The following is a 25,589-nucleotide window of genomic DNA, read 5'->3' on the forward strand; positions in this document are numbered from 1 at the left end:
GTTGCATGCCGGCGTTCCGGCCAACAAGGGCTCTAGCCGCGCAGGCAGCAGGCCTTGCCCTTCCTGCCGCTGCCGCACGGGCAGGGATCGTTGCGCCCCGGCTTGAGCCGCGTCACCGAGGGCTCGCCGTCGACGTAGAGCCAGCGCCCCGCCTCGCGGCGAAAGCGCGAGCGCTCCTCCAGTGCGCCCCAGCGCCGGCCCTCGCGGAAGGTGGCACGGAAGTGCACGGTGCCCGCGTCACCGTCCTCGGCGTGGTCGAGGATCTCCAGGCGCACCCACTGGGTCGGATCGTCGTCCGGTAGCGACGCCGGCCGGGTCTCGGGCGCCCAGCTCTCCAGCAGGTAGTCGGTCAGGCCCAGGGCGAAGGCGCTGTAGCGCGAGCGCATCAGCGCCTCCGGCGTCGGCGCCGGCTCGCCGTGGTGATAGCGGCCGCAGCAGGCAGCGGTCGGCAGGCCGCTGCCGCAGGGGCAGTCGTTCGGTGTCGTCATGAGTGCGTCATGTCCATCGTGAAGAGAAACAAAAGGCTCAGGCATTACGCCGCTTGGTGCGCGCCGTGGCTTCCGCCTTCCACGGATCCTCCGGCCACGGATGTTTGGGATAGCGCCCGCGCATGTCCTTGCGCACCTCGGGATAGCCATTGGCCCAGAAGCTCGCCAGGTCCGCGGTGACCTGCAGCGGGCGGCGCGCCGGCGACAGCAGGTGCAGCAGCGGCGCCACCCGGCCGTCGACCAGCCGCGGCGCGGCCGCCCAGCCGAACACCTCCTGCAGCTTGACCGCCAGCACCGGCGACTCGCCGCGATAGTCCAGCGCCACCCGCGAGCCGCTGGGCACCGTCAGGTGAGTCGGCACCAGCGCATCGAGCCGGCCGCGCAGCGCGCCGTCCAGCCCGTCGGTCAGGATACGCGCGAACGGCAGCGCCTCGACCTCGTCGAGGCGCGAGAGCCCGGCCAGGTAGGGGCCGAGCCACTCCTCCAGGCTGTCGAGCAGCGCCGCGTCGGACCAGTCCGGCCAGTCGTCGCCCAGGGTGCGCCGCAACAGCGCGACCCGGGCGCGCAGCTGCTCGGTGGCTTCGTTGAACGGCAACCCGCGACGACGTACCGCCTCGAGCAGCGCCTGCTGGGCGGCCTCCGGCGGCAGCGTCGTCAGCGACCGGCGCTCGAGCACCACGGCGCCGAGCCCGCGGCGGCGTTCGCCGACCAGCCGCCCGCGCTCGTCGGACCATTCGAGATGATCGCGCCACTGGCCGGCCTCGGGATGCAGCGCCGTGAGCCGCGCCTCGTCCAGGGCCGCGGCGCGGAAGATTCGCCCGCCGCCGCCCTCGCCGTCCAGCGATACCGCCACCAGCAGCTCGGCGTGGGCCAGCGGGTGCGATTCGGGCAGCGTGCCCTGCCCGCCGCCGGCTAGCCGGAAGCGTCCCGGCGAGAGCCGCTGGGCGATGCGCTCGGGCCAGGCCAGGGCCAGCAGCTCGCCGAGTGCCTCCATCCGCGGTGCCGTCAGACGGCAGCCCATCAGGCTCGCCAGGCGTCTGGCGTCGCGCTGCCAGGCGCGATCCTCGTCGGGGCTGGCGAAGCGTTTCTCCAGTGCCGCGGCCAGGTCGCGCTCGTCATCGGCGCCGCGCCCCTCGAGCAGCGCCGCCAGGCCGCAGGCCAGGGCCGCCGCGTCGAGCTCGGACGCACGCTCCAGCATCACGGCCAGCCGCGGGTGAGTCGGCCAGCGCGCGCAGGCGCGCCCCGACGCGGTCAGCCGATGGGCGTCGTCCAGCACGCCGAGGCCGCGCAGCAACTGGCGCCCGGCGGCCAGCGCCCCCGCCGACGGCGGCGTGATCCAGCTCAGCGCCTGCGGCTCGGTGATGCCCCAGCGCGCCAGTTCGAAGGCCAGCGGCGCCAGGTCGGCCTGACGCATCTCAGGCTCGCGATCCGGCGAAAGCGGCTGCTCCTCGGCCCACAGCCGGTAGCAGACGCCGGGGCCCTGGCGACCGGCGCGGCCGCGGCGCTGATCGGCGCTGGCCCGGTTGAGCCGCCGAGTCTCGAGGCGCGTGAGGCCGGTGCGCGGCTGGAACACCGGCAGCCGCTCCTGGCCGGCGTCGATCACCAGCCGCACGCCGGGCACCGTGACGCTCGACTCGGCGATGGCGGTGGCCAGCACCACCCGGCGGCGACCCTCGGGATCGGGCGCGAGCGCCCGACGCTGGGCGTCCAGCGGCAGCCGGCCGTGAAGCTCGTGGATCGCGACCTCGGGCAGCCGATCGGACAGCGCCCGCGCCAGCCGACGGATCTCGCCGACGCCCGGCAGGATCGCAAGGGCGTCGCCGTCGTCCGCGGCCAGCGCCTCGGCGATCACCGCCGCCTGATGGCGCGCGGCGTCATCGCGAGCCTTCGGCGGACGATAATGCGTCATCACCGGGTACTGGCGCCCCTTGCACTCGATGACCGGCGTGGCCTCGCCGAGCACGGCAGTCAGCGAGGCCACGTCCAGGGTCGCCGACATCACCAGCAGGCGCAGGTCGTCGCGCACCGACCGGGCGTCGAGGGTCAGCGCCAGCCCGAGGTCGGCCTCGAGGCTGCGCTCATGGAATTCGTCGAAGATCACCCCGGCCACGCCCTCGAGCAGCGGGTCCTCCTGGAGCATGCGCGTCAGCACGCCCTGGGTGACCACCTCGAGGCGCGTCTCGGGCCCGACGCGGGACTCGCCGCGCATCCGGTAGCCCACGGTCTGCCCCACGCGCTCGCCCAGGGCGTCGGCCATGTGGCCCGCCGCCAGCCGGGCGGCCACGCGGCGCGGCTCGAGCAGCAGCAGGCGCTGCCCGCGGCACCAGTCGGCCTCGAGCAGCGCCAGCGGCACGCGGGTGGTCTTGCCGGCGCCGGGCTCGGCCACCAGCAGGGCGCGGGCGTGCCCGGCCAGCGCGGCCTGGATGTCGTCAAGCCTCGCCTCGATGGGCAGGCCGGTCGGGGAAGCGTCATTCACGCCTGTGGTCATGCTTGTCTCTTGTCGTCTCGTGTGTCGTCACTCTTGCCTTCCGCCTCGGGTCGCGCGGTTCACGATGCCCCGGGCATATGACGCGTTGACCCGGTGCCGCCGGCCCGACGCTTGCACGACGCCGGGCCAGCGGCTAGCCTTGGTTCTCGCTGATCTTGACCAAAAGGTCAGAAAATTTGCATCACACCACCCACAACAACAACAGGGTATCGGCATGCAACAGACTTCCCCCCGCACCGACGGGGCGCTCCGCGCGGACGCACCCTCGCGGCAGGCCAGCCTGCCTCTCCTCGACCAGTGGTTCGGCGTCACCCGCCGCGGCTCGACGCTCAGGACCGAGATCCTGGCCGGCATCGCCACCTTTCTGGCCGGGATGTACATCATCGTGGTCAATCCCGCCGTGCTCTCCGACGCCGGCATCCCCTTCTCCGCCGCCCTCTCGGCCACGGTGCTGATCAGCTTCATGAGCAGCCTGGCGATGGGCCTCTACGCCCGCAACCCGATCCTGGTCGCCCCGGGCATGGGCATGAACGCGCTGTTCACCTACACCCTGGTGCTGGGCGCCGGCCTCAGCTGGCAGGTGGCACTGGGCTGCGTGTTCTGGTCCGGGGTGCTGTTCGCCCTGCTGGCGGTGTTCAACGTGCGCCGCGCCATCATCGAGGCCATCCCCGCCTCGCTGCGCTACGCCATCACCTGCGGCATCGGACTGTTCATCACCTTCATCGGGCTGCAGAACGCCGGCTTCATCGTCGGCAGCGATGCCACCCTGGTGTCGCTCGGCACCATGGACGCCCATCTCGCCACTTTCTTCCTCGGCCTGGTGGCCACGGCGGTGTTCGTGATCCTGCGCTTCAACGGCGCGCTGATCATGGGCATCGCCCTGACCACGCTGATGGCCGCGCCCATGGGCCGGCTGTGGGGCGACGAGGTGATGGTGGCCTGGAACGGCCTGGCCGCCTGGCCGGACTTCAGCGCCGTGATGCAGGTCGACATCCTCGGCGCGCTCAAGGTGGCCTACCTGCCGTTCATCTTCGTGATGCTGTTCACCAACTTCTTCGACTCGCTGTCGTGCTTCATGGCGCTGTCGGAATCCGCCGACCTCAAGGACAAGGACGGCAACCCGCGCAATCTCAAGCGCTCGATGACGGTGGACGCCTTCGCCTCGATGATCGCCGCCCCGCTCGGCACCAGCGCCGCCCAGACCTTCATCGAGTCCGGCGCCGGCGTCGCCCAGGGCGGCCGCACCGGCCTGGTGGCGGTGGTGATCGCGCTGCTGTTCCTGCCCTTCCTGTTTCTCTCGCCGCTGCTGTCGCTGGTGCCCGGCATCGCCACCGCCCCGGCGCTGGTGCTGGTCGGCCTGTTCATGATGGTTCCGGTGGCAAAGATCGACTGGCAGCGCCTCGACCAGGCCTTCCCCGCCTTCCTGGCGATCATCCTGATGCCGCTGACCTACTCGATCACCCTCGGCATCGCCTTCGGCTTCATGAGCTTCGTGCTGATCAAGGTCGCCACCGGGCGACTGGAAGAGATCAAGCCGGCGATGTGGATCTCCGCGTCGCTGTCGGTGGTGCTGCTGGTCACCGCTCAGTGAGCGACGCCTCGCCGGCCGCGAGGTCGGCGGGGTGCTTCACCCCGCAGCCCTTGATCACCACGCGAGTGAGAAACTCGGTGATGCGCTCGATATCCTCGTCGGAGAGCGCCTTGCGGCCGGTGATGCCCCGCACCTGAGCCTCGAAATCGGCGTAGTGCTGAGTCGAGGACCAGATCAGGAAGATCAGCCACACCGGGTCGACCGGGTCCATCAGGCCCCGCTCGGCCCACTGGCGAAACACCGTCGCGCGGCTGTGCACCCAGTTGCGTAGCTCGCCGCTCAGGTACTCCTGCAGGAAGGGCGCACCGCCGATGATCTCGCTGGCGAACAGCCGCGAGCCTTCGGGGTGCCGGCGCGACATCCACATCTTCGAGCGAATGAAGGCCGACAGCACCTCGGCCGGATCGTCATCCGCCGAGATGTCGTCGAGCATGGCATTCCAGCGCTCCATCACCCGCTCCAGCAGGCGCACGTAGAGCTTGCGCTTGCTGCCCATGTAATAGAGGACGTTGGACTTGGGCAGCCCCGCCTGCTCGGCGATCTCCTGCACGCTGGCCCCGCGATAGCCGTGTCGAGCGAAGACCCGCTCCGCCGCTTCCAGGATCGCCTGCTCGTTGCGCCGGCGAATGGCGCCGCCTTCCGGTTCACTGCCGTTATCTGCCTTGGCCATGGGCCCTCGCTGTCGGTACCGATCCTGGGGCCAAAGAGTGCCTCAGAGCCCGGCACCAAGGCAATTCGGCATCACCGCCAATGCGTGATCGGCGTATAAAAAGATACAGAGAAGCGCCGGACCACTTGCCAAAGCTGACCATATGGTCAAGAATCAAGTCATCCCATGCTTCCCGGCCACTACAACCACAATCGGAGCCGACACCCATGATCGACTTCTACCTCAACGGCAGGCGCCAACGCTGTCGCGACGTGAGCGCGGACACCAGCACCCTCGAGCTGCTGCGCGACCGGCTCGGCCAGACCGGCACCAAGGAAGGCTGCGCCTCCGGCGACTGCGGCGCCTGCACCGTGGCGATCGGCGAGCCCGGCGGCGACGGCGAACTGGTCTACCACAACGCCAACGCCTGCCTAACCCCGGCCCACCAGCTCGACGGCTGCCACCTGGTCACCGTCGAGGGGCTGGCCGCCGACGAGCGGCTGCACCCCGCCCAGGCGGCGATGGTCGACTGCCATGGCAGCCAGTGCGGCTTCTGCACCCCGGGCATCGTGATGTCGCTGTTCACCCTCTACGAGGAGCAGCAACGGCGCCCCGCCCCGCTCACCCAGGCGCGTCTGGAAGAGGCCCTGGGCGGCAACCTGTGCCGCTGCACCGGCTACCGGCCGATCCGCGATGCCGCCCTGACCATGGGCGACTATCCCGCGGCCAATCCGGCCTGGGCCGTGGACGCCGGGCTTGCCGGCAACGTCGCCTGGCTGCGCCAGCCCCGCGACGGCGAGCCCGCCGCCGAGGGCCACGACGTCAGCCACTACGTCAGGCCCCAGGACTTAGCCGCCCTGCGCTCCCTCAAGGCCGAGCGCCCCGACGCCCGCCTGGTGGCCGGCGGCACCGACCTGTGGCTCGAGGCTACCCAGCAGCTCAAGGCGCTGGATGATCTGATCGACGTGCGCCAGGTCGCCGAATTGAATGCCATCGAGGAAGTGGATAGCGGCTGGTGGATCGGCGCCTCGGTCACCCTGGCCCGGTTGACGCCGCTGCTGGATGCGCCCTACCCGGCCTTCGCACACCTGATGCACCGCTTCGCCTCCTCGCAGATCCGCAACCGCGCCACGCTCGGCGGCAACATCGCCAACGCCTCGCCGATCGGCGACACCCCCCCGGTGCTGCTGGCCCTGGATGCCCGGCTGCGTCTCGACGGCCCCCGCGGCCCGCGGGAGCTGCCGCTGTCCGACTTCTTCCTCGACTACCGCAAGACGGCGCTGGCCGAGGACGAGTTCATCGCCGCCGTCTTCCTGCCGCATCCGAGCGCGGCGCAGAATCTCAAGGTCTGGAAGCTGTCGAAACGACGTGAGGACGACATTTCCGCGGTGCTCGCCGCCTTCGCCTGGCGCCTGGAAGACGGCGTGATGCGCGACGTGCGCCTGGCCTTCGGCGGCATGGCGGCCGTCCCCCGCCGCGCTCCCGCCGCCGAGGCGGCGCTGGAGGGCCGCGCCCCGGAGGCCGACGCCTTCGCCGCCGCCCGCGTCGCGCTCGGCGAGGAGCTCGCGCCGATGTCCGACGTGCGCGGCAGCGCCGAGTACCGGCGCCTGGCCGCCGGCAACCTGCTCGAGCGGCTGCGGCTGATGATCGCCGCCGAGCAGGCCGCCAACGACAACAATGATTCCGCGACCAAGGTGACTCTCGATGCGTACGCTCACTAGGCTCTCAACCTCGCCCGAAGCCACTCGCACTACCTCGCCCGAAGACGCTCGTGCTTCAGAGACGTCCCCGGCCAGCGCCTCCCGGGAGGCGTCCGGCCATGCCCGCGCCCACGAGAGCGCCGTCAAGCACGTGACCGGCCGCGCGCCCTATATCGACGATATCGCCACGCCGGCCAACACCCTTCACGTGGCGGTGGGCTTCTCGCCGGTCGCCCACGGCCGGCTGACTCGGCTCGACCTGGAAAAGGTACGCCAAGCGCCGGGCGTGGTGGACGTGATCACCCTGGCCGACGTGCCCGGCCATACCGACATCGGCCCGGTGTTCCCGGGCGACCCGATCTTCGCCGATGACGAGATCAGCTACCTCGGCCAGAGCCTGTTCGCGGTGGCGGCGGAGAGCCACCGCGAGGCCCGACTGGCGGTCCGGGAGGCGATCGTCGAGATCGACGAGCAGCCGGCGTCGCTGGACCCGGTGGCCGCCGCCGAGCGCGAGGAGTTCGTGCGCCCCACCCACGTGCACGAGCGCGGCGACTGGCAGACGGCCCTCGAGCGGGCGCCCCACGTGCTGGAAGGCAAGCAGTTCGTCGGCGGCCAGGAGCACTTCTACCTCGAGGGCCAGGCCTGCCTGGTGGTGCCCTCCGAGGACGAGGGCGTGATGGTCTACACCTCCAACCAGCATCCCAGCGAGAGCCAGAAGCTGGTCGCCGAGGTGCTCGGCGTGCCCTTCCACGCGGTGACCATGGAGATGCGCCGCATGGGCGGCGGCTTCGGCGGCAAGGAGACCCAGGCCTCGCCCTGGGCCTGCATCGCCGCGCTGATCGCCCGACGCACCAACCGCCCGGCCAAGCTGCGCCTGCCCCGCGCCGAGGACCTGCGCGCCACCGGCAAGCGCCACCCCTTCCACAACCGCTATCGCCTCGGCTTCGACGAGCGCGGCGTGCTCGCTGGCGGCGACATCACCGTGATCGGCGACTGCGGCTACTCGCCGGATCTGTCCGAGGCCATCGTCGACCGCGCCATGTTCCACGCCGACAACGCCTACTCGCTGGGCGAGGCCCGGGTGACCGGCCAGCGCGCCCGCACCCACAAGGCGTCCAACACCGCCTTCCGCGGCTTCGGCGGCCCCCAGGGCATGATGATCATCGAGCGCGCCATGGACGACATCGCCCGCCATCTCGGCGAGGACCCGCTGACCGTGCGCAAGCGCAACCTGTATCGGGCCAAGGGCGAGGACGGCACACCGCTGGACGTCACCCGCGATATCACCCACTACGGCCAGCGCGTCGAGCAGCTCACCCTGCTCCACGACCTGATCGACCAGCTCGAACAGAGCAGCGACTACTGGGCCCGGCGCCGGGAGATCACCGACTTCAACGCGGCAAGCCCGATCATCAAGCGCGGCCTGGCGCTGACGCCGGTGAAGTTCGGCATCTCCTTCACCGCCCAGCATCTCAACCAGGCCGGCGCGCTGCTGCACGTCTACACCGACGGCAGCGTGCTGATCAACCACGGCGGCACCGAGATGGGCCAGGGCCTGCACACCAAGGTGTGCCAGGTGGTGGCCCGGGAGCTGGGGCTCGACCTGGAACGCGTGCGCATCAGCGCCACCCGTACCGACAAGGTGCCCAATACCTCGCCCACCGCCGCCTCCAGCGGCGCCGACCTGAACGGCCAGGCGGCCCGCGACGCGGCAAGCAAGCTGCGCGAGCGGCTGTTCGACTTCGCCGCCGGCCACTTCGAGCAGGACGCCGGCGGGCTCGACCGCGAGACCATGCGCCTGGAGGACGGCCAGCTGGTGGCCGGGCTCGGCGAGGCCGAGACGCGCATCCCCTGGGGCGAGCTGGTCCAGGCCGCCTATATCGGCCGCGTCTCGCTGTCCGAGAAGGGCTTCTACGCCACGCCGCTGATCCACTACGACCGCGCCACCGGCCGCGGCCGGCCCTTCTACTACTACGCCTTTGGGGCCGCCGTGGCCGAGGTCGAGGTCGACACGCTCTCCGGCGAGTACCGCCTCAGCCGCGCCGATATCCTCCACGACGTGGGCGACTCGCTGAACCCGGCCATCGACATCGGCCAGATCGAGGGCGGCTTCATCCAGGGCATGGGCTGGCTGACCAGCGAGGAGCTGGTCTGGAACGAGACCGGCCGACTGGTCTCAGACGGCCCGGCCACCTACAAGATCCCGGCCTTCGGCGACCTGCCCGAGACGTTCAACGTCGAGCTGATGCAGGGTCATCCCAACTCCCAGGCCAGCATCTACCGCTCCAAGGCCGTGGGCGAGCCGCCCTTCATGCTCGGCATCTCGGTGTGGTCGGCGCTGCGCGACGCCCTGGCGAGCCTCGCCGACTACCGCGTCAGCCCGGCGCTGGACACGCCCGCCACCCCGGAGCGGGTGCTGATGGCCGCCGAGGCCCTGCGAAAGGCCCGCACCACCGCCGATGCCGACCTGGATGCCGATCGTGACGAGAGGCCCGACCATGCACCCGCCTGAGCCCTGGTACGCGGCGCTCGCCCGCCTGCAGCGCGAGGCGCGCCCCCACGCCCTGGCCAGCGTGGTGGGCGTGGCCGGCTCCACCCCGCGGGAGCCCGGCGCCAAGATGGTGATCACCGCCGACGACGTTCACGATACCCTGGGCGGCGGCCACTTCGAGCAGCAGGTGATCGAGGCCGCCCGCGAGGCGCTGGCCAGCGGCCGCACCGATACCCGGCTGGAGGCCTTCCCGCTGGGCGGGCGCTCCGGCCAGTGCTGCGGCGGCTACGTGCACGTGCTGATCGAGCCGTTCGCCGGCGCCGAGATGGAAATCGCTTTGTTCGGCGCCGGCCACGTCGGCCGGGCGCTGGTCCAGGCGCTGGCCCCGCTGCCCTGGCGCGTATGGTGGTTTGACAGCCGCGAGCATGCCTTCCCGGATGACGTTGCCGACCGCGACCGCCTGCTCCATATTCGCCTGGCGAGCCGCGACGAGGGCGCGAACGTTGAGGGAGTGGACGTAGAAGGCGCGGTGGCCGCGCTGCCCGCCGGCTGCCACGCGCTGGTGATGACCCATGACCACGCCGAGGATCGCGCCCTGGTCGATGCCCTGCTCCGACGCGGCGACTGCGCCTCGATCGGCATGATCGGCTCCGACAGCAAGTGGGCGAGCTTCAAGACCCGGCTGCGCGATGCCGGCCACGACGAGGCCGCGCTGGCGACGGTGCGCTGCCCGATCGGCGTGCCCGGCGCCCACGGCAAGCGGCCCTGCGAGATCGCCCTGGCGGTGGCGGCCGAGCTGCTGACGCTCAAGCCCGACACCGCACGCGACGACCGACGCGGCGTCGCCCCGGAGACGCTGCGCCAGGCGTTTCCCTCGGATCGCTAAGATCCACCGATAAGCGCCAGAACATTCGCCAGAACCCAACAGAATCCGACTTTTCCAAGCGCCGGCCAAGCGGCGTTCAGCGGAGAGATTGATGACCGACCCCCAACCCCACATGCGCCTGCTGCGCGGCCCGCTGCTGAGCTTCGACGCCGATCCGGGCGAAGACGACGCCCCGGCCGCGGGCAGCGTGCGCCATCTGGAAGACGGCGCCGTCTGGCTGGTCGACGGCCACATCCACGCCGTGGCCGACCACGCCGAGCTGGCCCAGCATCTGCCGGCGGACATCGAGACCGTGGACTACGGCGACAAGCTGATGATGCCGGGCTTCATCGACAGCCACGTGCACTACGCCCAGCTCGATATCATGGCCTCCTACGGCCGCCAGCTGCTCGACTGGCTCAACGACTACACCTTCCCCGAGGAATGTCGCTTCGCCGAGCGCGCCCACGCCGAAGCGGTGGCCGAGGCCTTCCTCGACGAGACCCTGCGCGCCGGCACCACCACCGCCCAGGTGTTCTGCACCTCGCATCCCGGCTCGGTGGACGCCTTCTTCACCGCCGCCCAGGCCCGCGGCCTGCGCATGCTGGCCGGCAAGGTGCTGATGGATCGACACGCCCCCGAGGCGCTGGTCGACGATCCCCTCGGCGGGCTGGCCGACAGCGAGCGGCTGATCGGCGACTGGCACGGTCGGGACCGCCTCGGCTACAGCCTGACCCCGCGCTTCGCCCCCACCTCGAGCCGCGAGCAGCTCGAGGCCACCGGGGCGGTGCTGCGCAACGCCCCGGACCTGCACCTGCAGACCCATCTGTCGGAGAACGAGGGCGAGATCGCCTGGGTCGCCGAACTGTTTCCCGAATGCCGGGACTACCTGGGCGTCTACGAGCGCTACGGGCTGGTGGGTCCGCGCAGCACCTTCGCCCACGGCATCCATCTCGACCAGCCGATGCGCCGCCGGCTGGCCGAGGCCGGCGCCAACGTCGCCTTCTGCCCGACCTCCAACCTGTTCCTCGGCAGCGGGCTGTTCGATCGCCTGGCCTGCCGCGAGGCGGGGCTCGCCACCACGCTCGCCAGCGACGTGGGCGCCGGCACCGATCTCTCGGGGCTCGCCACCCTCAAGGCCGCCTATCAGGTCGGCCAGCTGCGCGGCCAGCCGCTCACCGCCTGGCAGGGCTTCTACCGGCTGACGCTGGGCAACGCCCGGGCCTTGCACCTGGACGAGCGCATCGGCCGCCTGCGCGAGGGCGGTGAAGCCGACCTCGTGGTGCTCGACCCCCAGGCCACGCCGCTGCTGGCCCGTCGCACCGCACGCTGCCGCACGCTCGCCGAGACGCTGTTCGCGCTGATGATGCTCGGCGACGACCGCACCGTGTACGCCACCTGGGCCAACGGCCGGCGGGTGCATCAGCGAGACGCCTGATCGCGCCTCCAGGCACGTATCAGGTACCAGGCAGGTACGAAAAAAGGGCGGCTCCGAGGAGCCGCCCTTGTCTCATGGAATGCCGCCGCGATCAGCCGCAGGCCGCGAGCCTGGCGCGAAGTTCCGAGCGGCGCTCCTCGCTCATGAAGGCCGCCTCGATGGCGTTGCCGGCGAGCCGGCTGAAGGTCGCGCGGGACCAGCCGAAGGCGCGCTGGCAGGCGAGGAAGTTCTCCAGCATGCCGCCGCCGAAGTAGGCCGGATCGTCGGAGTTCAGCGTCAGGTTGAGCCCGGCCTCGAGCATCGCCGGCAACGGATGCGCCTCCATGCGCTCGACCACCTTGAGCCGCAGGTTGGACAGCGGGCACACGGTCAGCACCATGGCCTCGTCGCGTAGCCGCGCGACCAGCGCCTCGTCTTCCAGGCAGCGCACGCCGTGATCGATGCGGCAGACGTCGAGCAGGTCCAGCGCCTCATGAATATAGGCCGGTGGCCCCTCCTCGCCGGCGTGGGCGACCCGCGCCAGGCCGAGCTCGACGGCGCGGTGGAACGCCTGAGTGAACTTGCTCGGCGGATGGCCGACCTCGGCACTGTCGAGGCCCACGGCGTCGACCCGGTCGAGATAGGGCGCGGCCTGCTCCAGCAACGCCTCGGCCTCCTCGGCGGGCCGGTCGCGCAGGAAGGCCAGGATCATCGCCGTGGACAGGTCCAGCTCGTCCTCGGCGCGACGGCGGGCGCGCTCGAGCCCTTCCATCACCGCGTCCAGCGTGACGCCCCGCGACAGATGCGCCTGGGGGTCGACGTGCATCTCCACGTGCACCACGCCCTCGGCGGCGGCGCGCCGGAAGTAGTCCATGGCCAGGTCCTCGAAGTCCCGGGCGGTGAGCAGCACGCTCATGCCCTGGAAGTAGAGGTCCAGGAAGGACTGCAGGTCGGCGAAATCGTAGGCGGCACGCACCTCCTCCACCGAGGCGTAGGGCAGCGTCACGCCGTTGCGCTCGGCGAGCGCCATCATCAGTTCGGGTTCCAGGGTGCCCTCGATGTGCAGATGCAGCTCGGCCTTGGGCAGGGCCTTCAGGAAATCCCGCATGAATCACCTCATATCAATGCTTTGCACTATGGTGAAAGATTCCGCGCGACGGCGCAAAGCCCTTGTCGCCGACCAGGGCCAAGGCCTGCCAGCGGTCGACGCCGGGCAGCGCCGTCTGCTCGGCCCGCTCGTGCACCAGATAGAGCACGCTGCGCCCGGCGAGCCAGCCATCGAGGCGCGCGGCAATGCGCGCGGCCAGCGCCGGATCGAGGCCGGCGAAGGGCTCGTCGAGGATCACCAGGCCGGGGTCGCGCAGCAGCAGCCTCGCCAGTGCCACGCGCCTTGCCTGTCCGCCGGAGAGCCGCCGACCACTCTCGCCCACCCGCGTGTCGAGCCCGCGCGGCAGGGATTCCGCCCAGTCGGCCAGTTCTACCGCCTCGAGCACGGCCCACAGCCGCGCGTCATCGGTCTCGGGCGCCGCCAGCAGAAGATTCGCCGCCAGGCTGTCGTCGAACAGCTCGGTGTGCTGGGTCAGGCAGGCGACCCGCTCGGCCAGGGCCTCGGGGGCGATCTCGCCGACCGGCGCGCCGTTCAGCCGCACGCGGCCCGCGTCGGGCGCCCGCTGGGCGGTGACCAGCGCCGCCAGGCTCGACTTGCCGCTGCCCGAGACCCCGTGCACGGCCAACCGCTCGCCAGGAGAAAGCGTCAGCGAGAAGCCGTCGAACACCGGCGTCAGGGCGCCGGGATAGCGCAGCGCGACGTCCTCCAGGGCGAGTGCCAGCGCACCGGGGCGCAGCGACGCCTCGGCGCGCGCGACGTCGTCCCGGCGGGCGTCCTTCAGCGCATTGAGCCGCTCGGCGGCGGCCAGGGTCGCGCCGAACGGGGTGAAGGCCATGGGCAGCGCGGTCAGCGCCTCGCTCATCGCCATCACCGCCAGCGGCATCATCACCATCAGCGGGCCGGACAGCGCCCCGGCCTGCCAGGCCAGCGCCGCCAGCCACAGCGCCGATAGCCAGCCGAGCCCGACGGCCAGTCCCGCCACCGCCGTGCCCAGGGCCGAGAACCGTCCCAGACGGCGCTGATCGGCGTAGAGCCGATCCTCGATGGCCTCGAGGCGCCGCCGCTGGCCGGCCAGGGTGCCGTAGGTCTCGAGTTCGGCGAGCCCCTGGAGCTGCTCGATCACACGCCCGCGCAAGCGTTCCAGCTCGTCGACCCGACGCCGACTGGCGGCCAGCCCCAACCGCGCCTGCCCCAGCGTCAGCCAGCCCCAGGCGGCGCCGAGCAGCCCCGCGACGGCAAGACCCGCCGCCGGCGACCAGATCGCCAGGAAGCCGGCCAGGGCGAGGATCGCCAGCAGCGCCACCGCCGCCGGCGCCAGCAGGCGCAGGAACAAGCTGTCCAGGGTGTCGATGTCGGCGGTCAGCCTGTTCAGCCAGTCGCTGGCCCGGCGCCGCGACAGCGTCTCGCCGTCGAGCCCGGCCAGCACCGCAAACATCCGCCCGCGCAGATCGGCCAGCAGGCGCAGCACCGTGTCGTGGTTGTAGAGCCGCTCGACGTAGCGCGCCGCGGTGCGGGTCACGGCGAAGCCGCGGATGCCGCCGCCCGGCACGTAGACGTCCAGCGTCATGGCGCCTCCGGCGGCCAGGGCGATGCCGGCCAGCCCGGTGGCGGTGATGAACCAACCGGACAGCGCCAGCAGCCCGATCGCCGAGGCCAGCGCCAGCGCCATCAGCGCGCCGCCGGCCAGCAGCCGGCCGCGGCGACGCCCGAGCAGCCGCAGCCAGGGCGCGAGGGTCGCGATCGTGCCGCGTCGCTCAGTCATGGGGCACCTCCTCGGGGCGGCCGTCGCGCAGCGTCAAGTGGCGGTCGGCGCAGGCCAGCGGGGCGGCCCGGTGGCTGGCGATGACCAGGCTGCGGCCCTCGGCGGCCAGCGCCATCAGCGCCTCGATCACCACCGCTTCGCTCTCGGCGTCGAGGCTGTCGGAAGGCTCGTCGAGCAGCACCAGCCGCGCCTCGGAGAGAAACACTCGGGCCAGCGCCAGGCGCTGGGCCTGGCCGCCGGAGAGCCCGACCCCGCGCTCGCCGAGTCGGGTGTCGAGCCCGTCGGGCAGCCCGGCCACCAGTTCGCCCAGGCCCGCGGCGACGAGCGCCCGGTGCAGCGCGGCGTCATCGGCGACGGGCGCCGCGAGGCGAAGGTTGTCGGCCAGGCTGCCGTGGATCAGCAACGGGCGCTGGTCCATCCAGGCCACCTCGAGCTGCGCGCGCTGACGACGATGGCCGCCGTCGGGATCGAGGAAGCCGGCCAGCAGCTGCAGCAGGGTCGACTTGCCGGCCCCGGAGGGCCCGCTGATCGCCAGCACCTCGCCCGGCGCCAGCGTCAGGTCCAGCGGGCCCAGCACCCGGCCGCGCTCGGGATGCGACACCGTGACCGCCTCCAGCTCGACCAGCGCGCGGGAGGCATGGGGCGCGGCCGGCGTCAGGCCGCTGCGGCGCGGCGCCTCGTCGAGCAACGCCACCATGCCTTCGGCCGCTCCCAGCGCCGAGGCTCGATCATGGTAGTGCTGGGCCAGGCTTCTCAGCGGCTGGAAGAACTCCGGCGCCAGCAGCAGCGCCAGCAGCCCCGAGAACAGCGTCAGCTGGTCGGCCGGCCCGTAGCTGATGTAGCCGAGCAGGCCGAAGCCGACGTAGATCGCCACCACGGCGATCGACACGGCGGCGAAGAACTCCAGCACCGCCGAGGACAGAAAGGCCAGGCGCAGCGGGCGCAGGGTTCGGCGCCGGTAGTCGTCGGCGGCGGCGCGCACCTCCTCGGTGGCCGCGGCGGTGCGGCCGAACAGCTGCAGGGTGGTGATGCCGCGGACCCGGTCGATGAAGTGGCGCGACAGCCGCGCCACCGCATCGAACTGCTCCTCGTTGAGCCGCTCGGCGCCCATGCCCACCAGCGCCATGAACAGCGGGATCAGCGGCGCCGCCAGCAGCAGGAAGAGGGCCGCCAGCCAGTCGAGCCAGGCCACCACCGACAGGATCACCAGCGGCAGCAGCACGGCGAGATAGCGCTGGGGCAGGAAGCGGGCCACGTAGCCGTCCAGCGCTTCCACCTGGTCCACTGCCCGCTGGGCCAGACTGGCGCTGTGATGGCCGGTGAGGCCCACCGGCCCGAGCCGTTCCAGATGATCGAGCAGCTCGCTCCGGGCCCGGCGGCGCAGCCGCAGGCTGGCAGCCAGCCCCAGCGTCTCCTGGCCCCACTGGGCCAGGGCCCGCAGCCCCATCAGCCCCGCCAGGGCGACGAAGGCCGGAAACAGCGTGGAGGGCTCACGGCCCTCCACCAGAAGCGATGCCACCAGCCAGGCCAGCAGCACCAGCTGCGCCACGGTGGCGATGCCGGCGACCAGGCCGCAGCCCACGGCCAGGCCCAGCCGCCCTCGTTCGGCGCGCGCCAGGCCGGCGAGCCAGGCGCGCGATGTCGATGCCTGCGTCATCGTCTCAGTGATACCCCTCGCCCACGCGGACCTTGCCACGGAACACCCAGTAGCTCCAGGCGGTGTAGGTCAGCACGATCGGAATCACGAACAGCATGCCGAGCAGCAGGAACAGCTGCGATTCCGGCGCCGAGGCCACGTCCCACAGGGTGTAGTTCGGCGGCACGATCACCGGCCACTTGCTGACCACCAGCCCCAGGTAGGTGAAGACGAACACCCCCAGGGTGGCGACGAACGGCTGGCCCTCACGGCGTTCCTTCACCGAGCGCCACATCCAGTAGGCGCACAGCAGCGCCAGCGCCGGGAACACCCACAGCAGGTGCAGATGCCCGAACCAGCGCTCGCGCACCGCCTGATCGACGAAGGGCGTCCACAGGCTGATGATGGCGAACACCGCCAGCACCGCGATCAGCAGACGCGGCGCCAGCCGATAGGCCCATTCCTGGATGTGGCCCTCGCTCTTCATGATCAGCCAGGTGGCGCCGAGCAGCGCATAGCCGGCCACCAGGCCGAGGCCGGTGAGCACGCTGAAGGGCGTCAGCCAGTCGAAGGCGCCGCCGACGTAGACGAAGTTCTCGACCGGGAAGCCCTGGATATAGGCGCCGACCACCGCACCCTGGGCGAAGGCCGCCACGGTGGAGCCGCCGAAGAAGGCGCGGTTCCACCAGCGGCGGTTGCGATGCGACTTGAAACGGAACTCGAAGGCGATGCCGCGGAAGATCAGCCCCGCCAGCATCAGGAAGACGCCGATGTAGAGCGCCGGCAGGAACACCGAATAGACCACCGGGAAGGCCGCCAGCAGCCCTGCCCCGCCGAGCACCAGCCAGGTCTCGTTACCGTCCCAGATCGGCGCCACCGAGTTCATCATCACATCACGGCTGTCCTCGTCGGGGGCGAAGGGAAAGAGGATGCCCACGCCCAGATCGAAGCCATCCATCAGCACGTACATGATCACGCCGAAGCCGATGATGCCGGCCCAGATCAGCGTCAGATCGAACATTTCCATGGTTCAGCTCCTTCCCGGCTGGTTGGCGGCGTCTTCGAACGACACATGGGCGGCGGACAGCGGCCGCTTGGGGCGCTCCACGGTGTCGTCATGGGGCGGCTCGGGCAGCATGCCCTGGCGCACGACCCGGGTCAGGTACAGGGTGCCGGCATAGAAGACCACGGCATAGACCAGCGCATAGCCGATCAGGGTGAACAGCGCCATGCCCCCGGTCAGCGACGGGGTCACCGCCTCGGCCTGGGTCATGATGCCGTACACCAGCCAGGGCGCGCGGCCGATCTCGGTGACGAACCAGCCGGCCAGCACCGCCAGGAACGGGGTGATGGTCATGACGCGCATGAACTGCAGATAGCCGCGATGCTCATAGAGCCGGCCGCGCGCGCGCAGCCAGGCGCCGATCAGCACCGCCGCGATCATCGCCAGGCCCATGGCCACCATGACGCGGAACGACCAGAACACCAGCCACACCGGCGGCTGCTCTTCGGGCGGCACCTCGCTGATGCCCGGCACCACGCCGTCGATGTCATGGGTCAGGATCAGGCTGGCCACGCCGGGCAGGCCGAGTTCGACGACATTCTCCTGGGCCTGCTGGTCGGGCCAGGCGAACAGCAGCAGCGGCGTGCGCGACTGGCTTTCCCAGTTGCCTTCCATGGCCGCCACCTTGGTCGGCTGATGCTCCAGGGTGTTGAGGCCATGCTCGTCGCCCACCAGCGCCTGGGCCGGCGCCAGCACCAGCAGCAACCACAGGCACATGGAGAACGCCTTGCGGTTGGCCTGTGGATCACGCCCCTGCAGCAGGTACCAGGCGCTGACGCCGGCTACCACGAAACCTCCGGTCAGGAAGGAGGCCAACACGAAATGCAGGAAGCGATACGGGAAGGAGGCGGTGAAGATCGCCTCGCTCCAGTCGGTGATATGGAAGCGCCCGTCGACCAGCTCGAACCCGGCCGGCGTCTGCATCCAGCTGTTGGCGACCAGAATCCAGAAGGCCGAGATGAAGGTGCCCAGCGCCACCATGATCGAGGCGAAAAGATGCACGCCCTGGGGCACCTTGCCGCGCCCGAACAGCAGCACGCCGAGGAAGCCGGCCTCGAGGAAGAAGGCGGTGACCACCTCGTAGCTCAGCAGCGGCCCGAGGATATTGGAGGCCGCCAGCGAGAAGTTGCTCCAGTTGGTGCCGAACTGGAACGACATGACGATGCCCGAGACCACGCCCATGCCGAATACCACGGCGAAGACGCGGGTCCAGAAGATCGCCAGGCGCTCCCAGGCGGGGTTGGCGGTGCGGTAGAAGAGGCCGTTGAGCACGGCGAGATAGGATGCCAGCCCGATCGTGAAGACCGGAAAGATGGCATGGAAGGAAACCACGAAGGCAAACTGCAGCCGCGAGAGCAGCAGAGGATCCAGTTCCATGGGTGATACCTCGTTCCTGCGGATCGATGAACGTGATGCGAGGGCACTCTGCGTGCTCTTGTTCGTCGGGCGCGAGCGCCCTGCCGCATTCATCCCCCTTGCCTGCCCCAGACTAGTCGAAATCCTGACCACGGGAACAGGCAACGAAGCCATCTTAACCCGCCGAGATGTCACTCATATGTGTCGCGATGTCGCAGTGCATCATGCCATGCGGCTCTCCGCCACCAGGTGCACCATGAAGCCGATATAGGCCGCGTACATGGCCAGCAGCACGCCGCCCTCGAGGCGATTGATGCGGCCCTGACGCCCTCGCCAGCCCAGCGCGAAGACCACCATCAGCACCGTCATGGCGGCCATCAGGCTCCAGTCGCGCAGCAGCACCTCGCGGCCCGCGTCGATCGGCGCGATCACCGCGGCCAGGCCCACCACGCCCAGGGTGTTGAACAGGTTGGAACCCACCACGTTGCCCAGCACCAGGTCGTGCTCGCCGCGCCGCAGGGCGCTGATCGAGGAGGCCAGCTCGGGCAGCGAGGTGCCCACCGCCACCACGGTGAGGCCGATCACCAGATCGCTGACCCCGAGGCTCTGGGCGATATCCACCGCGCCCCATACCAGCAGCCGGGAGCTGGCCACGAGCAGCACCAGGCCGACCACGGTCCAGGTCAGGGCGGCCTTCATGGTCATCGGATGCGCCGCCAGGTCGGTCTCGGTATCGGACGACAGTGGATCGGCGCCGTCACGCAGCCCCTGGATGACGCTATAGGCCATGAAACCCGCCAGCACCAGCAACAGCAGCACGCCCTCCAGGCGCACCACGCCGCCCAGCAGCAGCACCGCCGACAGCAGCGTCGCCCCGCCGAGCACCGGCAGCTCTCGGCGGATCACCCCGGAGTGCACGCCCAGCGGCGAGATCAGGGCCACCAACCCCAGGATCAGACCGATATTGGCAATGTTCGAGCCGTAGGCGTTGCCCAGCGCCAGCCCGGGGTTGCCCTGGCCGGCGGCGATGGCCGAAACCACCATTTCCGGCGCCGAGGTGCCGAAACCGATCACCAGCATGCCGATCAACAGCGGCGATAGACCGAGTCGCGCGGACGTCGCCGCCGCGCCGTCAACGAAGCGCTCGGCGCTCCAGACCAGCAGGATCAGGCCTGCCACCACCGCCAGGGCGGGAAGCATCATGGTGTCTCCATCGGAACGAATGAGACGCGCATGGTTGACTATGGTGCCCCCCGCGTCAACGTGACACACTGCCGACAGAGCCATGGATCGTCAGGAGGACGTCATCGCCGTGCCAAGGCCGGCCCTTCGCCATCTCCCCCAGCCCCCGCCGGCACCCTACGTCGACCGCACCCCGCCGGAGGCTCGCGCCAATCGTAGGCGCCTGCGCGCCTGTCACGAGTGCGACTGGCTGATGGCCCTGCCGCCGCTGCATTCCGGCGAACAGGCCGTGTGTCCGCGCTGCGGCCACGCCGAGGTGAGCCGCCATCGCTATCCGGCCCAGCGCAGCCTGGCGCTGGCGATCTCGGCGCTGGCGAGCCTCGCGATCGCCACGGCCTTCCCCTTCCTGGCCTTCAGCGTGCGCGGCGTCGGCAACCGCATCGATCTGACCCAGACCGCCACCGACCTGATCGGCCACCACGCGCCACTGGTGGCCATCGTCGTGCTACTGACCATTCTGGTGCTGCCGGCCCTCTATCTGCTGGCCGTGGTGTGGCTGCAGCTTGGCCTGCTCGGCGGACGGCCGCTGCCGGCCAGCCGCAGCGCGGCCCGCGCTCTGGCCCATCTTCAGCCCTGGATGATGGCCGACGTTTTCCTGATCGGCACCCTGGTCAGCCTGATCAAGATCGCCGGCCTGGCTCAGATCGAGCTCGGCCCGGCCTTCTGGGCCTTCGGCGCCTTCGCCGTACTGCTGCTGGCCACCACGCAGTCGGTGGATCGGGACTGGCTGTGGTTCGCCCTGGAAGGCGAGCCGCCGGCCCCCGAGGGCAGCCAGACCGGCCGCCCCGCCGCCCCCCAGGGGCTCACCGGCTGCCACACCTGCGGCCTGGTGGGACGCCTCGACGAGCACGGCCATGGCCGCTGCCAGCGCTGCGGCGAACCGCTCCTCGCCCGCCGCCCGCACAGCCTGCAGCGCACCTGGGCGCTGCTCGCCGCGGCGGCGGTGCTCTACGTGCCGGCCAACGTCTATCCGATCATGACCACCGTCAGCCTGGGCCGGGCCAGCCCCAACACCATCGTCGGCGGCATCGTCGAGCTGATCGAGATGGGCTCCTGGCCGGTGGCGCTGGTGATCCTGGTGGCCAGCGTGATCGTGCCGATCGGCAAGCTGCTGGCCATGACCTGGCTGTGCCTGGTGGCGCCCAGGGCCCACGCCCTCAGGGCCCCGGTGCGTACCCGGTTGTACCGCATCACCGAGTTCATCGGCCGCTGGTCGATGGTCGACATCTTCGTGGTCGCCATCCTGGTGGCGCTGATCCGCGCCGGCAATCTGATGGCGGTCGAGCCCGGCCCCGCGGCCGTGGCCTTCGGCAGCGTGGTGGTGCTCACCATGCTGGCCGCCATGACCTTCGACCCCCGCCTGATCTGGGACGGTCCATCTTTCACCGCGGACGAGGAAGCCCCGCATGAACGACACGCCCCCTGACGCCACGCCCGACGACGAGCACCGCGCCCGGGCCACTCGCCAGGCACCGCTGTCGCCGATCTGGATCGTGCCCATCGTGGCACTGCTGATCGGCGCCTGGCTGGTCTATGACAGCTATCTGAGCCGCGGGCCGACGATCACCCTGACCATGGAGAGCGCCGACGGCATCGAGGCCGGCAGCACCCTGATCAAGACCCGCAACGTCGAGATCGGCCAGGTGGAATCGGTGGACCTGTCCGAGGATCTCTCGAAGGTCGTGCTGACCGCGCGCATGAAGCCCGAGGCCGAACCGATGCTGGTCGAGGACAGCACCTTCTGGGTGGTCAAGCCGCGTATCGGCCGCGAGGGCATCAGCGGGCTCAACACGGTGCTGTCCGGCGCCTACCTGCAGCTCGAGCCCGGGGAGAGCGACGAGGAGGCCAGCCGCTTCACGGTCACCGAACAGCCGCCGGTGGCCCCGCCCGGCGCCGAGGGCCTGCGCATCAACCTGCTCAGCGAGGTCGGCAACCGCCTGAGCGTGGGCGACCCGGTCACCTACCACGGCTTCACCGTGGGCCGTGTCGAGGAAGCCGACTTCGACGTCGAGACCCGCCGCATGCACCACCGCATCTTCATCGAGAGCCCCTATCACCGCCTGGTGACCGACAACACCCGCTTCTGGTCCTCCAGCGGCGTCGACCTGCGGCTCGACTCCGAGGGCGTGCGCGTCAAGCTCGACTCGCTGGAAGCCATGGTCAGCGGCGGCGTCACCTTCGGCGTGCCCGAGGATCTGCCCCGCGGCCTGAAGGCCGAGCCCGACAGTACCTTCACCCTCTACGCCGACGAGGATAGCGCCCGCGAAGGCACCTTCGACCGCTACCTCGAGTACGTGCTGCTGATCGAGGACACCGTGCGCGGCCTGTCCCGCGGCGCCCCGGTGGAGTTCCGCGGCGTGCGGGTCGGCACCGTGGCCAGCGTGCCGTGGAACTTCACCTCGCCCCAGCCCGAGCGCGACGCGCGGCTGGCGATCCCGGTGCTGATCCGCATCGAGCCCCAGCGGCTCGGCATCGACAGCGACACCCTGGACCTGGACGAGTGGCACCAGCGCTTCCAGCGGCTGTTCCAGCGCGGCCTGCGCGCCTCGCTGAAGAGCGGCAACCTGCTGACCGGCGCGCTGTTCGTCGACCTCAGCCTGGACCCGGAGCGCAGCGACGACTATCGGCCCGAGACCTTCGCCGAACGCCCCGTCTTCCCCACCGCCTCCGGCGGTCTGGCGCAGATCCAGGGCCAGATCACCGCGCTGCTCGACAAGCTCAACGACCTGGAGCTCGAACCGATCCTCGACGGTCTACAGACCAATCTGGCCACCTCGGAGGCCACCCTGAACCAGGTGCGCCAGCTCACCGCCGGCGTCCAGGAACTGCTCGACGATCCCGAGACCCGTGCCCTGCCGGGCGAGCTCAACAGTACCCTGACGGCGCTGCGCGAGACCCTGGACGGCGTGTCGCCCAGTGCGCCGGCCTACCGCAACCTCACCGAGACCCTGGATCAGCTCGAGCGCCTGCTGCGCGACCTTCAGCCGACCGCACGCCGCCTCGGCGACAACCCCGGCGCGCTGCTGTTCGACAGCCTCGGCACCGACGATCCCACGCCCCGCGCCCCGACCGACAGGAGTTCGCCATGATCGTATCGCGCGCCCTGCTGCCCCTGGCGGCCCTGCTGTGGCTGACCGGCTGCGCCCTGGACGGCGCACCGGCGACCCGCTATGCCCTGCCCGACGTCGACGCGTCGGCCGGCAGCGAGGCGGCCGCCGAGCACTCCCTGGTGCTGCGCCCGCTGCGCCTCGCGCCGCTGCTGGACACCCAGGGCATCGTCGTGCAGCTCGACGACATCACCCTGCGCGAGGCCAGCGGCCATCGCTGGGCCGAGCCGCTGGGCCGACAGCTCGAGCGCGGCCTGCGCGAGCGGCTGGCCGCCGCGCTGCCTGACACCCGGGTGCTGCTCGACGGTGAAGCCGGCGGGGCAGACGAACCGCTGCAGCTGCGCGTCAATGTGGAGCGCTTCCAGGGCCAGCCCGACGGCCGGGCGGTGGCCGCCGGGCGCTGGCAGCTGCTGGACGCCGACCAGGTCCTGCTCGATGCCGCCGGCTTTCGCGTCGCCACGCCCCTGGCCGAAGACGGCTACCCGGCCCTGGTGCGGGCGCTCGGCCGCAGCTGGGACGGCGTGGCCGAGCGAATCGCGGCGGCGGTCGCACGCCAGCAGCGTCGCGTGACACCGTGACGCAGCCACGCCTCGGCTGCGCCTTTTCCGGCGCTATGGCATAATACGCGCCTCTCGCGGCCGCATCCGCCGCCGCGACTCACCTCATTCCCACGTCTCGCCTGGCCCGGCCGCCGTTGCGGCAGGCCGGCGTGACGTTGCCGCGGAGACTGCATGACCTTTTCCGATCTTGGCCTGTGCCCCGAGCTGCTGCGCGCTATCGACGCCCAGGGCTATACCACCCCGACCCCCATCCAGAGCCAGGCCATCCCCGCCGTCCTCGGCGGCGGCGACCTGCTGGGCAGCGCCCAGACCGGCACCGGCAAGACCGCCGGCTTCACCCTGCCCATGCTGCAACGCCTCAAGGACGGCCGCCGCCCGGCCAGGCGCGGCGTGCGCGCCCTGGTCCTGACCCCGACCCGCGAGCTGGCCGCCCAGGTCGGCGACAGCGTGCGCGACTATGGCAAGCATTTGCCGCTGACCTCCCACGTGATCTTCGGCGGCGTCGGCCAGCAGCCCCAGGTGGACGCCATCCGACCCGGCCTCGACATCCTGGTGGCCACCCCCGGCCGCCTGCTCGACCTGCAGCAGCAGGGCCACGTCGACCTGTCCGGCGTCGAGATCCTGGTGCTGGACGAAGCCGATCGCATGCTCGACATGGGCTTCATCCACGACATCAAGAAGGTGCTGAAGCTGCTGCCCGAGGGCCGCCAGAACCTGCTGTTCTCGGCGACCTTCTCCCAGGAGATCCAGGCGCTGGCCAACAAGCTGCTCGACGAGCCGACGCTGATCGAAGTGGCGCGCCGCAACACCCCCGCCGAGACCGTCGACCAGGCCGTCTACCGGGTCGACCGCGAGCGCAAGCGCGAGCTGCTGACCCATCTGATCAGCAGCCGTCAGTGGTTCCAGGTACTGGTCTTCACCCGCACCAAGCACGGCGCCAACCGCCTGGCCGAGCATCTCGACAAGCGCGACATCTCGGCCATGGCGATCCACGGCAACAAGAGCCAGTCGGCCCGTACCCGCGCCCTGACCGCCTTCAAGTCCGGCGACCTGCAGGTACTGGTGGCCACCGACATCGCCGCCCGCGGCCTGGACATCGACGAGCTGCCCCACGTGGTCAACTTCGAGCTGCCCAACGTCGCCGAGGACTACGTGCACCGCATCGGCCGCACCGGCCGCGCCGGCCACGACGGTCAGGCGGTGTCGCTGGTGTGCGTCGACGAGCATGGTCTGCTCGGCAACATCGAAAAGCTGATGAAGCGCGATCTGACCAAGCACATCGAGCCCGGCTTCGAGCCCGACCCCAACGCCAAGCCCGAGCCGATCGAGAACGGTCGCAACCGCGGGCGCGGTGGGAACGGCCGCGGCAACGCAGGCGGTCGCGGCGGCAACGGCAATGGTGGCAACCGCAGCCAGGGCGGCAACACCGGTGACGGCCAGGCGCCGGGACGTCGCCGCCGTCGTCGCAGCGGCGGCCAGAACCGCCAGCGCACTGGCAATTAATATCCGACAATGCGAATGTATTCGCTTCATCGGCTGACACGACGCCTGCAAGGATGCCCATGGACCCGCAAGAGCTGATCCACGACTACCGCCGCTGGCAGCGCTTCCAGCGCCAGGCCCAACTCGACCGCGAGCACCGCGCGGCCTGGCAGCAGCTGGAATCCGCCGGCGTCTCCGCCCAGCGCACCACCGAGGCCTATCGCAGCATGGCCGACAAGGCCGCCACCCAGGGTGCCTGCTACCGCACCTTGTTCCAGCGCGAGCTCGCCTCCGGCGAGCGGCTGGCCTGCGAGGGCTGGCTGTTCGTGCGCCGGGTGCTCGCCGAGGGCGGGGCCACCCGGGTGCGCGCCTCCCTGCTGCCGAGCTTCACCCTGACCGACGGCGCCCTGTCGCCGTCCGAGGCGACCGCCGAAGCCATGACGCTGGAGATCTTCGATCAGCTGCTGGTCGACCGCGGCCTGGCCAGCGTGGCGCGCGTCGACCGCATCGATGCCCGCGGCGACAGCCACTTCATCACCCTGATCGACAGCGTGCGAGGCGATCTGCGTCAACATATGAGCTGA

19 protein-coding genes are annotated in these 25,589 nt (G+C 70.8%); 10 read left to right on the plus strand and 9 right to left on the minus strand.

The window, feature by feature from the left end:
* Positions 1–32: 32 nt before the first annotated feature.
* Both MYL53_RS04570 and hrpB read right to left on the minus strand, forming a co-directional pair.
* Positions 33–488, minus strand: coding sequence for a YchJ family protein (locus MYL53_RS04570; protein ID WP_247852232.1), 456 nt, complete (start codon positions 486–488; stop codon positions 33–35).
* A 37-nt stretch (positions 489–525) separates the two neighbouring features.
* Entirely contained in the window at positions 526–2,976 is a 2,451-nt protein-coding gene (hrpB, locus tag MYL53_RS04575; RefSeq protein WP_247852234.1) for an ATP-dependent helicase HrpB, read from the minus strand.
* 214 nt (positions 2,977–3,190) lie between these two features.
* On the opposite strand from hrpB, the gene MYL53_RS04580 reads away from it, so the two are divergent.
* Entirely contained in the window at positions 3,191–4,567 is a 1,377-nt protein-coding gene (locus MYL53_RS04580; RefSeq protein ID WP_247852236.1) for an NCS2 family permease, read from the plus strand.
* Here MYL53_RS04580 and MYL53_RS04585 read toward each other — a convergent pair.
* Positions 4,554–5,237 carry a TetR/AcrR family transcriptional regulator gene (locus tag MYL53_RS04585; RefSeq protein ID WP_247852238.1) on the minus strand — a complete coding sequence of 228 codons (684 nt, stop codon included), beginning with the start codon at positions 5,235–5,237 and terminating at the stop codon, positions 4,554–4,556. The two genes, MYL53_RS04580 and MYL53_RS04585, sit on opposite strands and share 14 nt — an antisense overlap.
* Before the next feature lie 206 nt (positions 5,238–5,443).
* On the opposite strand from MYL53_RS04585, the gene xdhA reads away from it, so the two are divergent.
* The 4 genes from xdhA (at position 5,444) to guaD (ending at position 11,710) form a co-directional block, all read left to right on the plus strand.
* Entirely contained in the window at positions 5,444–6,937 is a 1,494-nt protein-coding gene (xdhA, locus tag MYL53_RS04590; protein WP_247852240.1) for a xanthine dehydrogenase small subunit, read from the plus strand.
* A complete protein-coding gene (gene xdhB, locus MYL53_RS04595) occupies positions 6,921–9,428 on the plus strand; it encodes a xanthine dehydrogenase molybdopterin binding subunit (protein WP_247852242.1) in 2,508 nt (835 codons plus the stop codon). The genes xdhA and xdhB overlap by 17 nt, the downstream gene beginning before the upstream one ends.
* Complete coding sequence (gene xdhC, locus MYL53_RS04600) at positions 9,415–10,293, plus strand: xanthine dehydrogenase accessory protein XdhC (protein ID WP_247852244.1); 879 nt, start codon at positions 9,415–9,417, stop codon at positions 10,291–10,293. The genes xdhB and xdhC overlap by 14 nt, the downstream gene beginning before the upstream one ends.
* Before the next feature lie 91 nt (positions 10,294–10,384).
* Positions 10,385–11,710, plus strand: a complete 1,326-nt coding sequence (gene guaD, locus MYL53_RS04605; RefSeq protein WP_247852246.1) for a guanine deaminase — start codon at positions 10,385–10,387, stop codon at positions 11,708–11,710.
* 91 nt (positions 11,711–11,801) lie between these two features.
* Here the strand turns inward: guaD and MYL53_RS04610 are convergent, their stop codons facing one another.
* The 6 genes from MYL53_RS04610 to MYL53_RS04635 all read right to left on the minus strand — a co-directional run bounded on the left by MYL53_RS04610 (position 11,802) and on the right by MYL53_RS04635 (position 19,817).
* Positions 11,802–12,797, minus strand: a complete 996-nt coding sequence (locus MYL53_RS04610) for an adenosine deaminase (protein WP_247852248.1) — start codon at positions 12,795–12,797, stop codon at positions 11,802–11,804.
* Between the two features lie 13 nt (positions 12,798–12,810).
* Complete coding sequence (gene cydC / locus MYL53_RS04615; RefSeq protein WP_247852250.1) at positions 12,811–14,559, minus strand: thiol reductant ABC exporter subunit CydC; 1,749 nt, start codon at positions 14,557–14,559, stop codon at positions 12,811–12,813.
* Positions 14,552–16,216: a thiol reductant ABC exporter subunit CydD gene (gene cydD, locus MYL53_RS04620; RefSeq protein ID WP_247852252.1), complete on the minus strand. Its 1,665-nt coding sequence runs from the start codon at positions 16,214–16,216 to the stop codon at positions 14,552–14,554. The genes cydC and cydD overlap by 8 nt, the downstream gene beginning before the upstream one ends.
* 4 nt (positions 16,217–16,220) lie before the next feature.
* On the minus strand, positions 16,221–17,222 hold the full coding sequence (cydB, locus tag MYL53_RS04625) for a cytochrome d ubiquinol oxidase subunit II (protein WP_247852254.1): 1,002 nt from the start codon (positions 17,220–17,222) through the stop codon (positions 16,221–16,223).
* Between the two features lie 3 nt (positions 17,223–17,225).
* The gene (locus MYL53_RS04630) at positions 17,226–18,635 is read right to left on the minus strand and encodes a cytochrome ubiquinol oxidase subunit I (protein ID WP_247852257.1); all 1,410 of its coding nucleotides are present in this window, start codon (positions 18,633–18,635) and stop codon (positions 17,226–17,228) included.
* A gap of 201 nt (positions 18,636–18,836) precedes the next feature.
* The gene (locus MYL53_RS04635; RefSeq protein ID WP_247852259.1) at positions 18,837–19,817 is read right to left on the minus strand and encodes a calcium/sodium antiporter; all 981 of its coding nucleotides are present in this window, start codon (positions 19,815–19,817) and stop codon (positions 18,837–18,839) included.
* An 82-nt stretch (positions 19,818–19,899) separates the two neighbouring features.
* On the opposite strand from MYL53_RS04635, the gene MYL53_RS04640 reads away from it, so the two are divergent.
* From MYL53_RS04640 to MYL53_RS04660, 5 genes are all read left to right on the plus strand, one after another.
* Positions 19,900–21,282: a paraquat-inducible protein A gene (locus MYL53_RS04640; RefSeq protein WP_247852261.1), complete on the plus strand. Its 1,383-nt coding sequence runs from the start codon at positions 19,900–19,902 to the stop codon at positions 21,280–21,282.
* Positions 21,263–22,945, plus strand: coding sequence for an intermembrane transport protein PqiB (gene pqiB / locus MYL53_RS04645; protein WP_247852263.1), 1,683 nt, complete (start codon positions 21,263–21,265; stop codon positions 22,943–22,945). The genes MYL53_RS04640 and pqiB overlap by 20 nt, the downstream gene beginning before the upstream one ends.
* The gene (locus MYL53_RS04650; protein WP_247852265.1) at positions 22,942–23,541 is read left to right on the plus strand and encodes a PqiC family protein; all 600 of its coding nucleotides are present in this window, start codon (positions 22,942–22,944) and stop codon (positions 23,539–23,541) included. Before pqiB ends, MYL53_RS04650 begins: the two co-directional genes overlap by 4 nt.
* Before the next feature lie 153 nt (positions 23,542–23,694).
* Positions 23,695–25,026, plus strand: coding sequence for a DEAD/DEAH box helicase (locus tag MYL53_RS04655; protein WP_247852267.1), 1,332 nt, complete (start codon positions 23,695–23,697; stop codon positions 25,024–25,026).
* Positions 25,027–25,085: 59 nt separating this feature from the next.
* Positions 25,086–25,589: a hypothetical protein gene (locus MYL53_RS04660; RefSeq protein WP_247852269.1), complete on the plus strand. Its 504-nt coding sequence runs from the start codon at positions 25,086–25,088 to the stop codon at positions 25,587–25,589.

The organism is Halomonas getboli, from assembly GCF_023094245.1.
In the GTDB taxonomy this organism is placed as follows: domain Bacteria; phylum Pseudomonadota; class Gammaproteobacteria; order Pseudomonadales; family Halomonadaceae; genus Halomonas; species Halomonas getboli.